Annotated in this window: 13 protein-coding genes; 5 read left to right on the forward strand and 8 right to left on the reverse strand. The window is 68.0% G+C overall.

Annotation, left to right across the window (positions count from 1 at the left end):
* Window positions 1–97 precede the first annotated feature (97 nt).
* Entirely contained in the window at window positions 98–817 is a 720-nt protein-coding gene (locus DXK32_RS17100; protein ID WP_114859622.1) for a GntR family transcriptional regulator, read from the forward strand.
* A gap of 394 nt (window positions 818–1,211) precedes the next feature.
* Here DXK32_RS17100 and DXK32_RS17105 read toward each other — a convergent pair whose 3' ends face one another.
* The 3 genes from DXK32_RS17105 to DXK32_RS17115 form a co-directional block, all read right to left on the reverse strand.
* The gene (locus tag DXK32_RS17105) at window positions 1,212–2,498 is read right to left on the reverse strand and encodes an MFS transporter (protein WP_114859623.1); all 1,287 of its coding nucleotides are present in this window, start codon (window positions 2,496–2,498) and stop codon (window positions 1,212–1,214) included.
* A gap of 283 nt (window positions 2,499–2,781) precedes the next feature.
* A complete protein-coding gene (locus DXK32_RS17110) occupies window positions 2,782–3,672 on the reverse strand; it encodes a LysR family transcriptional regulator (protein WP_205215751.1) in 891 nt (296 codons plus the stop codon).
* Between the two features lie 171 nt (window positions 3,673–3,843).
* Window positions 3,844–4,326, reverse strand: coding sequence for an Lrp/AsnC family transcriptional regulator (locus tag DXK32_RS17115; RefSeq protein WP_114859625.1), 483 nt, complete (start codon window positions 4,324–4,326; stop codon window positions 3,844–3,846).
* A gap of 140 nt (window positions 4,327–4,466) precedes the next feature.
* Here DXK32_RS17115 and DXK32_RS17120 point away from each other — a divergent pair, with 140 nt between their 5' ends.
* The gene (locus DXK32_RS17120) at window positions 4,467–6,875 is read left to right on the forward strand and encodes a transketolase (RefSeq protein ID WP_114859626.1); all 2,409 of its coding nucleotides are present in this window, start codon (window positions 4,467–4,469) and stop codon (window positions 6,873–6,875) included.
* A gap of 18 nt (window positions 6,876–6,893) precedes the next feature.
* On the opposite strand, the gene DXK32_RS32220 is transcribed toward DXK32_RS17120, so the two are convergent.
* Window positions 6,894–7,427: a hypothetical protein gene (locus DXK32_RS32220; RefSeq protein ID WP_162801219.1), complete on the reverse strand. Its 534-nt coding sequence runs from the start codon at window positions 7,425–7,427 to the stop codon at window positions 6,894–6,896.
* Between the two features lie 256 nt (window positions 7,428–7,683).
* Here DXK32_RS32220 and DXK32_RS17130 point away from each other — a divergent pair, with 256 nt between their 5' ends.
* Entirely contained in the window at window positions 7,684–8,769 is a 1,086-nt protein-coding gene (locus DXK32_RS17130) for a site-2 protease family protein (RefSeq protein ID WP_114859628.1), read from the forward strand.
* Window positions 8,770–8,873: 104 nt separating this feature from the next.
* Window positions 8,874–9,341 carry a hypothetical protein gene (locus tag DXK32_RS17135; protein WP_205215746.1) on the forward strand — a complete coding sequence of 156 codons (468 nt, stop codon included), beginning with the start codon at window positions 8,874–8,876 and terminating at the stop codon, window positions 9,339–9,341.
* Between the two features lie 10 nt (window positions 9,342–9,351).
* Here the strand turns inward: DXK32_RS17135 and DXK32_RS17140 are convergent, their stop codons facing one another.
* From DXK32_RS17140 to DXK32_RS17155, 4 genes are all read right to left on the reverse strand, one after another.
* Complete coding sequence (locus DXK32_RS17140) at window positions 9,352–10,176, reverse strand: aminotransferase class IV (RefSeq protein ID WP_114859629.1); 825 nt, start codon at window positions 10,174–10,176, stop codon at window positions 9,352–9,354.
* On the reverse strand, window positions 10,173–11,534 hold the full coding sequence (pabB, locus tag DXK32_RS17145; protein WP_114859630.1) for an aminodeoxychorismate synthase component I: 1,362 nt from the start codon (window positions 11,532–11,534) through the stop codon (window positions 10,173–10,175). Before pabB ends, DXK32_RS17140 begins: the two co-directional genes overlap by 4 nt.
* Window positions 11,535–11,563: 29 nt before the next feature.
* Window positions 11,564–12,349: an SDR family oxidoreductase gene (locus DXK32_RS17150; RefSeq protein ID WP_114859631.1), complete on the reverse strand. Its 786-nt coding sequence runs from the start codon at window positions 12,347–12,349 to the stop codon at window positions 11,564–11,566.
* An 88-nt stretch (window positions 12,350–12,437) separates the two neighbouring features.
* Window positions 12,438–13,028, reverse strand: a complete 591-nt coding sequence (locus DXK32_RS17155; protein ID WP_114859632.1) for a hypothetical protein — start codon at window positions 13,026–13,028, stop codon at window positions 12,438–12,440.
* A gap of 254 nt (window positions 13,029–13,282) precedes the next feature.
* Between DXK32_RS17155 and trxC the strand changes: the two genes are divergently transcribed.
* Entirely contained in the window at window positions 13,283–13,732 is a 450-nt protein-coding gene (gene trxC / locus DXK32_RS17160; protein WP_114859633.1) for a thioredoxin TrxC, read from the forward strand.
* Window positions 13,733–13,741 lie beyond the last annotated feature (9 nt).

Consider the following 13,741-nt stretch of genomic DNA (forward strand, 5'->3'; position numbering starts at 1 on the left):
CCATGGGCTTGCGAACCGTGCAGGATGAATCGGCCGCTTCGGATCGTCCGGACGCGCACCGGCGGGACGGACGGATAAAAGAAAGGATGGGGGAAGCATGCTGAGGAGGATCGAACCGGATTCGACGGAGCCCGTGGCCCGACGCGTCTTCCGTGAGCTGCGCCACGCCATCGTGACGATGCAGTTCCAGCCCGGCCAGCCGCTGTCCGAGCAGGAGGTCGCGGGCCAGCTCGGCGTCAGTCGCCAGCCGGTGCGCGAGGCCTTCATCAAGCTGAGCGAATCCGGTCTGGTCGTCATCCGCCCACAGCGCGGTACCTTCGTGGTGAAGATTTCGGCCAAGCAGGTGATGGACGCCCGCTTCGTCCGCGAGGCGGTGGAGCTGGCGGTGGCGCGCAAGGCCGGCGAGGGGTTGCCCGCCCGCGCCGTAGGGGAGCTTGAGGCCAATCTCAAGGCGCAGCGGGACGCCGCCCAGAGCACCAACCCGGCGGCCTTCCTGGAGTTGGACGAAGCCTTCCACCGCACCATCGCGCTGGGGGTCGACTGCGAATACGCCTGGCGGGTGGTCGAGGAAACCAAGGCGCAGATGGACCGCGTGCGCTACCTCAGCTTGCCCCAGGCGACCCCGCTGTTCCGGCTGATCGCCCAGCACGAGCAGATCGTCGAGGGAATCCGTGCCCGCAGCCCCGACGCCGCCGAGACCGCCATGCGCCTGCATTTGCGCGAGATCCTGACATCCCTGCCCGAACTGGCCCGGCGCTTCCCCGACCTGTTCGACAGCGAATCCGCTCCCGTCGCCCCGATCGCCGAATCCGCATGAACAGCGGGATCGCAGCGCTGCAACAGAATCGATAGCAGCGCTGTGAAGAGCGCTACGAATACTTTAGATCCCTGAGTGATTGACTTACAACAGCGCTGTTGTGCGCTGCAATATCGCTATGGAAGGCATGCGAATTGCGCGGTTTTTTCTTGAACCCGTGCGGTGCGAACATTGGCTCAACACGGATGCGGGGTGCCGCCCGCCAAGGCCAATCGGAGCCATGCCATGAAGACCCACATCATCGCCCGTCTCGTCATCGTCAGCAGCTTCGCCCTCGCCTCCCTGCTGACCGCCGCCATCCAATAAGCCCCTCGCCCGCATGAAAAAAGGGCCGCGCGGCCCGGGTCTTCCCGGATCGCGCGGCCCCATGGTGTGAGACGAGGGGACGCTGGGATCAGTCGGCGTGGGCGCCGCTCGGCATCGCCGGGGGCGTGACCTTGTTCCGGCCCCACTGACCGAGAACCACCAGCACCACGATGAAGGCCGTGATGTCGAAGACCGACAGGCAGACGAACAGCGGCTCGTAACCGATCGTGCTGGCGAGCTGGCCGATGATCAGCGAGAAGATCATGCCGCCCATGTAGCCGGCCATGCCGCCGAAGCCGGTCGCCGTGGCGACGTCCTGCTTTTCGAAAGTGTCGGTGACCAGGGCGTAGAGCAGGCTCGACAGCATCTGGTGCGCGAAGGCGCCGACCGAGAACAGGAAGATGGCGGTGATCGGGCTGCTGGTCAGGCCGATCAGGGCCGGGCCGATCATGCACACCGCACCGATGCCGATGCCGGCGATGCGCGAGTTGACCAGCGACATGCGGAAACGCTTGGCGAAGAAGGGCGACAGGTAGCCGCTGAGGACGCAACCGATGTCGGCGAACAGGAAGGGCAGCCAGGCGAACAGCGCGAACTGCTTGATGTCCATGCCGCGCGTGCTGACCATGTAGAGCGGGATCCAGAAGCTGAAGGTCTGCCACGCCGGCTCGGTCAGGAAGCGGGCGGCGGCGATGCCCCAGAACTTGCGCATGGTGACGACGCGCTTCATCGAGGGCTTGGGAAGCTGCACCTGTTCCTGGCCGTCCAGGATGTAGGCGTGCTCCTCCTTGGTCAGGCGCGGGTGGTTTTCCGGGTTGCGGTACAGCGCCAGCCACAGCATCGACAGGCCGACGCCCAGCAGGCCGGTGACGACGAAGGCGATCTGCCAGCTCCAGGTCACCGACAACCAGATGACCAGCGGCGGGGCGATCATGGCGCCGACGGAGCTGCCGGTGTTGAACCAGCCGGTGGCGATGGACCGCTCCTTGGCCGGGAACCACAGGGTGGCGGTCTTGGCGCCCGACGGCATGGCCGCCGCCTCGCTGATGCCGAGCAGGCCGCGGAAGAAGGCCATCGACTGCCAGCCGCCGGAGAAGGCGTGCAGGGCCGCCGCACTGCCCCAGACGAAGGCGAACATCGCGTAGCCGAACTTCAGGCCGATGAGGTCGGTCACATAGCCGGCGATCGGCTGCATCAGGCTGTAGCAGAGCTGGAACACGCTGACGATGTAGGAATACTGCTCCGTCGTGAAGTGCAGTTCTTCCTTGAGCATCGGCGCCAGGATGCCCAGCGTGTTGCGGTCGATGTAGTTGATGATCGTCCCCAGCATGATGAGCGCCAGGACTTTCCATCTCAGGCCACGCACTATCTTCATGACTTCCTCACTTGCCTGTCATCGGCAGGCATGGGCGCACGCCTTCCCCTTTCGGGAATTTCCCGGCGATTGCAATTTTTCGGATGGGGCCCAGGGCTTGAACACGGACACGCGGTGGGCTCCGCATGTGTGGCATATATTAATATATCAGTTCGGCGCGCAAGCGCTAAGCCGGCCGTTTTGTCCTGACCGACAATATGTCGCATACCAGATGGCAGAAAAAACAAAGGGGCGCGGCCCTGTCCAGAGCCGCGCCCCTATAAGACAACCCCTTGAACGGGAATTAGAATTGGCTTTCCGCAACCCTCTTGACCAGGAAGTCGCGGAAGACCGCGATGCGCTTGGAATGGCGCAGTTCCTCCGGATAGACGAAGAAGGCGTCCACCTTCGACCCGGAGTGGTCCGGCAGCACCCGCACGATGTCGTTCAGGCCGGTCACCAGATAATCGGGCAGCGAGCCGATGCCCAGCCCGCTCTCCACGGCGCGGAAGATCGCGTAAAGGTTGTTGACCTGAAGGACCGTCCGGTCGCGGGCGACCGGGTCGGTCACCAGATCGCGCAGCCAGTGGGTGTTGGCGAAAGGCGCGCGCAGCTCCTGCGGATAGGTCACCAGATCGTGGGAGGCGAGATCGGCCACCGTTTGCGGCTCTCCCTTGCGGTCCAGATACCGGCGGTGCGCGTAGAGGTGGGAGCGGAAGGTCATCAGGTGCCGCTGGATCAGGTCCGGCTGGCGCGGCGGGCTGACGCGGATTGCCACGTCGGCTTCGCGCATGCCCAGATCCAGCTCCGTGTCGGTGATCAGCAGGGTGAGCTGGATGTCCGGGTAGAGCGCCAGGAATTCCCCGATGCGTGGAGTCAGCCAGGTCGAGCCGAAGGCCGCCGTGGCCGTCACCTTCAGCGGCCCCTTGGCGGCGTCCTTGCTCTCGCTCAGCATCGCCTGGGTCATCGACAGCTTGGCGAAGATGTCGCGCGCCGCGTGGTTGAGCAGTTCGCCCTGCTCGGTCAGGATCAGGCCGCGGGCGTGCCGGTGGAACAGCGGAACGCCGAGGCTGTCCTCCAGCGCGCTGATCTGACGGCTGACCGCCGATTGGCTGAGGTTGAGGGCCTCGCCCGCGTGGGTGAAGCTGCCGGCCTCGGCCACAGCGTGGAACACCCGCAACTTGTCCCAGTCCATCATCCCGTCCTGCTTCCCATGCCTTCGCCTGTCGGTCGGGGCCTGTCCGCGGGAGAATGTGCCGCGCGCCCCTGTTCCAATACTCTTTATGGCAAAAAGCGGCGCAGGTCTTCCATCGCGAACGTCAGAGAAAGACGGTGCGGACATTAGACGTCTAATTTTTTGCTCCGCTCACCCCACCAAATGCCCGAGCGGCAGCGCCGTGCGGTAGCGCACCTGCTTCAGCGCGAAGCTGGAGCGGATGTTGGCGACCCCGGAAATCCGCGTCAGATGCTCCTTCAGAAAGCGCTCGTAGCTGGCGAGGTCGGGCACCACCACGCGCAGCAGGTAATCGGCGTCGCCGGTCATCAGATAGCATTCCATCACCTCCGGCAGGGCCATCACGGCGGCCTCGAAGGCGTCGATCCGCTCCTCCACCTGCCGCTCCAGGCTGACGCTGACGAAGACGTTCACCGGCAGATCGACCGCGGCGGGATCGACCAGCGCGACGTGCCGGGTGATGACGCCGGCCTCCTCCAGCGCCTTGACCCGGCGCAGGCAGGGGGACGGCGACAGGCCGACGCGCTCCGCCAGCTCGTTGTTGGGCATCCGCCCGTCCTGCTGGAGCAGGGCCAGGATCTTGCGGTCAATGCGGTCGAGTTTGATTTTTGGCATTTCATGCCGCCTGAAAGGTTTCTGCGCAATCTGATGCTAATCCGACGCGATTTCCGGCGCCACTTTGCAAACGCCTGCCGCGGCACAAATGATAGGCTTCACCAACCATCGACCGCCGTTCCGTTGAAAGGGGAACAGACATGGACGCGACCGTTCCGAACCACGCCGACCTCGCCTGCCTGCGCGAGCTGGAGCGCAAGGTTCTCTGGCTCGCGTCCTGGACGATCCACAACGCCAACCACCTCCGCCCCAACCAGGACGGGCTGAAGATCGGCGGGCATCAGGCCTCCTCGGCCTCGCTGGCGACGATTATGACGGCGCTCTATTTCCAGGCCCTGCGCCCGGAGGACCGGGTGGCGGTGAAGCCGCACGCCAGCCCGATCTTCCACGCCATCCAGTATCTGCTGGGCAACCAGACGCGCGCGAATCTGGAAAATTTCCGCGGTTTCAAGGGCGCCCAGTCCTACCCGTCGCGAACCAAGGACGTGGACGACGTGGACTTCTCCACCGGCTCGGTCGGGCTGGGGGTGGCGCAGACGCTCTTCGCCGCGCTGGTGCAGGACTATGTGAAGGCCAAGGGCTGGGCGAAGGATCGGCCGGAGGGACGCATGGTGTCGCTGGTCGGCGACGCCGAGATGGACGAGGGCAACATCTTCGAAGCGCTTCAGGAAGGCTGGAAACACGGGCTGCGCAACACCTGGTGGATCGTCGACTACAACCGCCAGAGCCTGGACGCGGTGATCCGCGAGGGGCTGTGGGAGCGGCTGGAGAACATCTTCCGCGCCTTCGGCTGGGACGTGGTGATCCTGAAATACGGCGCCCTGATGCAGGCGGCCTTCCAGGAGGAGGGCGGCCAGCGCCTGCGCGACTGGATCGACCACTGCCCGAACCAGCTCTATTGCGCGCTGACCTACCAGGGCGGGGCGGCGTGGCGGAAGCGGCTGCTCGACGACCTCGGCGACCAGGGGCCGGTGACCCGGCTGATCGAGCGCCGCAGCGACGAGGAACTTGCCCTCTTGATGGGAAATCTCGGCGGCCACGACCTGCCCTCCCTGCTCGACGCCTTCGCCCAGGCCCGTACGCACGATCGGCCGGTCTGCTTCATCGCCTACACGATCAAGGGCGCCGGCCTTCCGCTGGCCGGCCACAAGGACAACCATTCCGGCCTGATGACCCCGGCGCAGATGGAGGCGTTCCGCGCCGCAAACGCCGTCCGTCCGGGCCATGAGTGGGACCGCTTCGAAGGGCTGAGCCTGCCGGAGGCGGAGCTGGACGCCTTTCTGAAGCGGGTGCCCTTTGCGGCCAAGGGACGACGGCGCCACAGCGCGGCGACGGTCCCGGTGCCGGCGGCCCTGGTGACTCCGGCGCAGAAGGCGCTGTCCACCCAGGCCGCCTTTGGCCTGATCCTGAACGAGCTGGGGCGGGAGAAGACCGAGCTGGCGGAACGCATCGTGACGACCGCGCCGGACGTGACGGTCTCCACCAACCTCGGCGCCTGGGTGAACCGCCGCGGCCTGTTCGCCAAGAGCGCGCTGGCCGACCTGTTCAAGAAGGAGCGCATCCCCTCCACCTACACGTGGGACTTCTCGCCCGATGGTCAGCATTTCGAGCTGGGCATCGCCGAGTCCAACCTGTTCATTCTGCTGTCGGCGCTGGGCCTGTCGCACTCGCTGTTCGGGGAGCGGCTGCTGCCCATCGGCACCGTCTACGACCCCTTTGTCATGCGGGCGGCGGACCAGATGAACTACGCCTGCTATCAGGACGCGCGGTTCCTGCTGGTGGCGACCCCGTCCGGTGTGACGCTGGCGCCGGAGGGTGGGGCACACCAGTCCATCGCCACGCCGCTGGTCGGCATGGCCCAGGACGGGCTGGCCTGCTTCGAGCCGGCCTTCGCCGACGAGTTGGCCGTCACCATGCGCTGGGCCTTCGACTACATGCAGCGGGAGGGCGAGGGCGAGCCCGACGAGCGGACCTGGCTGCGCGACGAAACCGGTGGCTCGGTCTATCTGCGCCTGTCCTCCCGCGTGCTGGAACAGCCGGTCCGGACCATGGACGCGGAGCTGGAGAACGGCATCGTCCAGGGCGCCTACTGGCTGCGCCGCCCCGGCCCGAACGCCCAGGTGGTGGTCGCCTACAGCGGCGTGGTGGCGCCGGAGGCCATCGAGGCGGTGGGCATGCTCGGCGAGGACCGCCGCGACGTCGGCCTGCTGGCCGTCACCTCCGCCGACCGTCTGCACGCCGGCTGGAGCGCCGCCCAGCGGGCGCGCGAGCGCGGCAAGCCCCACGCGCGCTCCCACGTCGAACGGCTGCTGGAGGGGGTGCCGTCCCATTGCGCGCTGGTGACCGTTCAGGACGGGCATCCGGCGGGGCTGGGCTGGCTGGGCTCGGTCCACGGCCACCGGACGCGGGCGCTGGGGGTGGAGCATTTCGGCCAGACCGGCACCATCGCCGACCTCTACCGCCACCACGGGATCGACGCCCAGGCCATCGTCCGCGCCGCGGAGGCGCTGTCGCCCGGCCGCCCGGTCCGCCATTTGAAGGCGGTGTGAGCTGGTCGGATCCGTCCATCACTCGCGCCGGCCTGCCTGACGGATCATCCATAAAAAGAATAGAGCGCCGGCGCCGAAAAACGCCACGCCGCTAAGCAGTGTGATCTTATCCCATATGTCGCGCTTCATAGCGAAGTTGGCAAAAGCGACGAAGACACTCAGCAACGTCATGACAAGACTGAGACCAAAGAACACCCACAGGCTGCGTCGGTCGGATTTGCGGACAGACATGCGCGTTGCATCCGCCCATGTCATCCGCTCATCCGAAACCATATATTTTCGCACCATGATATAATTCACAAAAATCTGCATAATCAATCCCAGAATAATGGCGATCATCACCGTAAGAAATGATGACTTTAACATAATCAAAATCAGACCTGAAATTGAACCAAAAACAACTGATCGCTTTGCAAAGGTCTTTATTTTATTCTCTTCTTGCTCGTTTGGGACAATGCGGGCGCGACCGAACATGCCAAAGGGGAAATACAACCTTTGCCCAGTGGCACTGGTTTTGATCGTTGCTTCAGCCATGCTGTCGAGCAAGCCCATTGCATACCCTCATTCAACCCACGGAATATAAACAATGGTAGTGCGCAATCGCTTGCGAAGACAATCCGAATCAGAGAGCTTATCGACAATTAATCTATCAAAAGTAATATTCACAATGAAAAGGCGGCGGGTTGGTTGAGAAAACCCCCGGATGTGGGAAAGCGGTGCGATCCGGGGGCGCACCGTGACGCCACGCGCCCAGGATCACCACATAAGGAATGCACCCACATCGGTCACAGCGCGAGGCGAGGTCGGGATGAGCTGGTCGATCCCCATCGGCACCGTAAAGGGCACGGTGATCCGCATCCACATCACCTTCTTCCTGTTCCTTCTGTGGATCGGCGCCGCCTACCACGCGCAGGGCGGCTGGCCGGCGGCGCTGGAGGGGGTGGTCTTCCTCTCGCTGCTGTTCCTCTGCGTGCTGCTGCACGAGTTCGGGCATGTCTTCGCCGCCCGGCGCTATGGCGTCCGCACACCAGACATCACCCTGCTGCCCATCGGCGGGGTGGCCCGTCTGGAGCGCCTGCCGGAAAAGCCGTCGCAGGAGCTGGTGGTGGCGCTGGCGGGGCCGGCGGTCAATCTGGTGATCGCGGCGCTGCTCTACGCGGCGCTCGGCGGCTTCGTGCCGGCGGAAGCGGCGGAGGTGCGGAACGCCGGCATCGACGTGCTGTCGCGGCTGGCCGTGGTCAACCTGTTCCTCGCCCTGTTCAACCTGATCCCGGCCTTCCCCATGGACGGCGGGCGCGTGCTGAGGGCGGTGCTGGCGAGTCGCATGGGCTATGTCCGCGGCACCCAGGTGGCGGCCTCCGTCGGGCAGGCGGTGGCCATCGGTCTGGGGCTGCTCGGGCTGTTCGGCAACCCGATGCTGCTGTTCATCGCGCTGTTCGTCTATCTGGGCGCCTCGTCGGAGGCGCACGCGGTGCAGATGCGCGAGATCACCCACGGCGTGGTCGTGTCCGACGCCATGGTCACCCGCTTCGAGACGCTGCCGCCCTCCGGCGTGCTGGAGGACGCCGTGCAATGCCTGATCCGCACGACCCAGCACGAGTTTCCCGTGGTGGATGGCGCCGGCACGCTGCGCGGCGTGCTGACCCGCGACGACCTGATCCGCGCCCTGCGCGACCGCGGCCCGGACACGCCGGTTCTGGAGGTGATGCGCCCCGACATCCCGGTGATGCACCGGCACGGCAAACTGGAGGAGGCGCTGCGGCTGATGCAGGAGAAGAGCCTGCCCGCCGTCGGCGTCGACGACGGGAACGGCCGGCTGGTCGGTCTGGTGACTCCGGAGAATGTGGGGGAGATGATGATGGTCCAGGCCGCCCGGCACGCGCTTCGCCGCTGATGCCCTCCCCCTTCCGTTGCGCGGCCACTCCCTTCGGGAACAAGCGGCGGGCGGGGTCATTGTGCTAGGACAGCGGATGCCCCCACACGGGAAGGGAGGATGACATGGCGATGCGCTCCACGCGCCGGGCGGCGTTGGCCCTGGCCGGATTCGCCGGGATGACCGCCGCCATGGCGGGGCGGAAGGCCGCGGCTGACCAGCCCGGCGTCCACCGCGTCGCCATCCAGGTCAGCAGCAACGACCCGGCGCTGATGAACATGGCGCTGAACAACGTCAAGAACATCATCGAATACTACAAGACCATCGGCGAAACGGTGGAGGTCGAGCTGGTCACCTTCGGCCCCGGCCTTCACATGCTGCGCGCCGACCGCTCGCCGGTGAAGGAGCGGCTGGCGTCGCTGAAGGGCAGCCTGCCGACCCTGACCTATTCCGCCTGCGAGAACACCCGCAACGGCATGATCCGCGTCGAGCAGGGCGAGGTCCCCATGGTGCCGGAAGCCAAGCTGGTGCCCTCCGGCGTCGTCCGCCTGATGCAGCTTCAGGAAGAGGGCTGGTCCTACCTCCGCCCGTAATGACGGCGCCTCACTCGGCGTCGATGTCCTTCAGCAGGGCTGCGGTGACTGCCCCCACGGTCCCGGCGCCGATGGCCTGTGCGTCGACGCGCAGCAGCGGGCGCAGTCCCAGGCTGTTGGTCAGGAAGGCTTCCTCCGCCGCCAGCAGATCGGCAACGGACAGCGGCGCCTCCCCGGCATCGCTCCGTTCCAGGATCAGCGCGCGGCGGATGCCCGGCAGGGCGCCCTCGGCGACCGGCGGGGTCAGCAGGCGCCCGTCCCGGACGATGAACAGGTTGGCGACGCTGGATTCGGCCAGACGCCCCGCGCTGTTGAGCAGGAGCGCCTCCCCCGCGCCGCGCGTCGCCGCCTCCCGCCGGGCGAGGATGGAATCCAGATAGTTCAGCGACTTCACGCGCGACAGCGGCGAATGCTCGTTGCGCCGGGTGGTCCGGGCGATGACCGCCTCCACCGGGCCGGCGGGCGGCGGCGCGGGGGCCAGCGTCATCAGCAGCGTCGGCACGGCGTCCGCCGGCGGAAGGACGCCGCGCGCTCCGGTCCCCCGCGTCAGCGTGATCCGCAGCACGCCCTCCGCAAAGCCATCCCCCTGCGCTCCCGCCGCGATCAGCGCTTCGACGGCGACGGCCAGCGCCGCCGCGTCGTGGGGAAGCGGCAGGCCGAGCAGCGCCGCGCCGTCCGCCAGCCGGGCGAGATGCCGGTCAAGATGACGGGTGGTGCCGCCGGCCACCCGGATCGTCTCGAACAGCCCGTCACCCAACGTGAAACCACGGTCCGCCGGGTCGATCCGCGCCTCCTCCGCCGGCAGAAGGCGCCCGTTCAGCCAGACGACGCTCATGCCCGGGGTTCCTCCAACGCGCGGAGCTGGGCGCGAATCTTGACCATCATCTCCTCATGCTCGTCCGCCGGGTCGGAATCGGCGACGATGCCGCCGCCGGCCTGGGCGATCACCGCATCGGGCGTGATGGAGAGGGTGCGGATGACGATGCTGCTGTCCATCGCGCCGTCGAAGCCGAGCCAGGCGACCGAGCCGCAATAGGCACCGCGCCGCGCCACCTCCAGCTCGTCGATGATCTGCATGGCGCGGATCTTGGGCGCTCCGGTGATCGAGCCACCGGGCAGCGCCGCCCGCAGCAGGTCCACCGCCCCCAGGCCGGGCCGCAGCCGCGCCGTGACCACCGAGACGAGGTGATGGACGCTGGCGAAGCTCTCCAGCCCGTGGAGCGTCGGCACCCGGACGCTGCCGATCCGCGACACCCGGCCGAGGTCGTTGCGCAGGAGGTCGGTGATCATCAGGTTCTCCGCCCGGTCCTTGACGCTGGCCACCAGCTCAGCGGCGGCGGCGGCGTCCGCGGCGGGATCGGCGTGGCGCGGGCGGGTGCCCTTGATCGGACGCGTCTCCACCTCCCCGGCGGCGCTGAGGCGGATGAAGCGTTCCGGCGAGGCGCTGGCGATGCGCAGGCGCGGGCCGCAGTCGAGAAAGGCGGCGAAGGGCGCCGGGCTGATGGCGCGCAGCCGTCGGTACAGGGCGTAGGCGTCCAGCCCGTCACGCCGCTCGGCCAGGAAGCGCTGGGTGAAGTTGGCCTGATAGATGTCGCCGGCCCGGATGTACTCCAGCACCCGCCCCACCCGCGCCAGATAGTCGTCGCGGTCCAGTTCGCTCCACCAGGGAGCAGCCGGGACGGGGCCGAGGGGGGACGCTCCGCCGGCCTCCAGCCGGGCCGCCAGGGCGCGGGCGCGCCCCTCCGCCTCCGGGCGGGCGGCGATCACCCAGGCGCGGCGTTCCGCATGGTCGAAGGCGGCCACCGCGTCGTAGAAGCCGAAGGCCATCTCCGGCTGGCCGCCGGGGTTGGCGTGGCGCGAGGGTACCCGCTCCAGCCGCAGCCCCGCCTCGTAGCCGATGAAGCCGACCGCCCCGCCGCAAAAGGGCGCCGGTCCCGGCGGCCCCTCGGGCTTGGCGTGGCGCGCCAACTCGTCGGCCAGCACGGCGAAGGGGTCGCCGTCCACCGGCCGGCCGTCGAGATGCGCCCGCCCGTCCAGCGACTCCAGCGTGCGGAAGGGCTCCGCCGCGATGTAGCTGTAGCGGCCATGGGCGGGGTGCGGGGCGGCGCTGTCGAGCAGCATCGACCAGGGCTGTCCGGACAGGGCGCGGAAGGCCTCCGCCGGATCGGCGCATGACAAGGGGATCGCCAGCATGGCGGCGCAGCTTCCTGTAAGACCGGCCTTCACATGAGAATGGTGGCGCCGCCGTCAACCACCAACACATGCCCGTTGACGTAGGACGCGGCGGGCGAGGCCAGGAACACCGCGGCCCCGGCGATCTCCTCCGGGCGGCCCCAGCGACCCATCGGGGTGCGCCCCTCGAAATAGGCGGACAGGGCCGGGTTGCCGGTGATGCCGGCGTTGGTCTCCGTCGCGAAGAAACCCGGCGCGATGGCGTTGCTGGTCAGGCCCTTTCCGCCATATTCGGCGGCGAGCGCCCGCACCATGCCGGCCAGCCCGGCCTTGGCGGCGGCGTAGACCGCGTCGTTGGCGCGGGCGATCTGCCCGGAGATGGAGGTCACCGTGATCAGCCGCCCGAAGCCCTGGGGCAGCATCAGCCGCGCCGCCTCCCGCGCCAGGATCAGGCCGGCGGCCAGATCGACGTTGAGCAGCTCGCTGATTTCCTCGTCCGCGAAATCGGTCAGCGGCTTGCGGTTGCGCTGCCCGACATTCTGGACCAGCACGTCGAGCCGCCCATGGTCCCGCCCGATCCGCGCAAAGGCGTCCCGCACCGCCTCCCGGTCGGCCACGTCGAAGGCCAGCACCGAGGCCCGCCCGCCCGCCGCGGCAATGGCCTCGGCCACCGGCTCCAGCCGCGCGGCGTCACGCCCGTTCAGCAGCACATGGGCGCCCGACCCGGCCATGGCGCGGGCGATTTCCAGACCCAGCCCGCGCCCGGACCCGGTGACCAGCGCCACCCGGCCTTCCAGCGAGAACTGCGACAAATACGGGAGATGCGGAGCGGTCATGGTCACCGATGCGGAGGGCGTGAGCGGTTTTCAGGTTTAGCAGATGCTCCGCCGGATGGCACCCCGTTCGGCGTCCGATTTCGGGGGGTCAGGCGCGGGGAAGCAGTTCCACCGTTTCCGCGATGGTCCAGCCGTCCGCCCGCACCAGCCGCCCGAGGCGCCCGTACAGCGTGGCGCCGGGGGACACCCGCCCCTCCGCCGCCCAGACCTGGTCGGCGGGCGCGGCCAGCAGGCCCAGCACCTCAACCGAGAAGGCGACCCCGTGGCTTGCCAGCAGGCGCCCGAAGGGCTCCGTCCCCTCGCGAAGCTGTTCGGCGAAGGCCGCGGGAAAGCCGTCGAGCGCGATGCGGATGCTCGCCAGCTCCACCGGCAGCGCGTCCGGACCGACGGTCAGCACGATGTCGCGCCACAGCGCCGTGCCGTCCGGCTCCGTCCACTGGCGCAGCACCCGCACGCCCACCGGCTCGCCCCACCGCTCCGACAGGACGGCGGTCATGCCGTGGTCGTGGTCGAGCAGCGTCCGGAAGGGCGCCGGTACCACAGTGCCGGGAAGCGTGGACAGCGCCCGCGCTCCGGCCCCCCATCCCGCCGTCAGAGTCCGCGCGCGCGCCAGGGCGGAACCGGACTCGTCCACGGAGGTGCAGCCGGCGGCGGAGGCGGACGAAAAGGAAGGCTTCATTCGAAAATCGCGGTTCTGCGGAAGGATTTGGCCGCTCCCGAAGTGGGAAGGGCCATGGGTCGGCATTCTAGGAACAGCGCCGCACCGACCGCAATGCCGAAGGCGCACATCGCAGGATCGCGCCACTCGCTTGACCCCACAATGAAAAGGGGTGCCGGCCGCAGCCCTGTCCCGCGCCGCCGGCCTCTTGCGCCTGCCGCGCGCTGCATTAGATCACGCTCATAAAGTTGCCCGTTCCGGAGGGAAGCCGCGCCATGTCCGATCTTCTGCACGTCGCCTGCCCGAGCTGCGACACCCTGAACCGCATGCCGCGCACCCGCCTGGACCAGCCCGGTGCCGGCAAATGCGGCCGCTGCGGACAGCCGCTGTTCCAGGGCAAGCCCATCGCGCTGACCGCCGCCCGCTTCACCGCCCAGGCGGAGCGCAGCGACCTGCCGCTGCTCATCGACTTCTGGGCGGAGTGGTGCGGGCCGTGCCGGATGATGGCCCCGGTCTTCGAGCAGGCCGCCGGCCAGCTTGAGCCCCATATCCGCCTCGCCAAGGTCGACACCGAGGCCGCCCCCGATCTCGCCGCCCGCTTCGGCGTGCAGAGCATCCCGACCCTCGTCCTGGTCCACCATGGGCGCGAGGTGGCGCGCACCGCCGGGGCGATGCCGCTGCCCGCCCTGCTCGGCTGGGTCCGGCAGGCGATGGCGGCCGTCTGACTGTTGTTC

The organism is Azospirillum brasilense (genome assembly GCF_003349955.1).
GTDB lineage: Bacteria > Pseudomonadota > Alphaproteobacteria > Azospirillales > Azospirillaceae > Azospirillum > Azospirillum brasilense_B.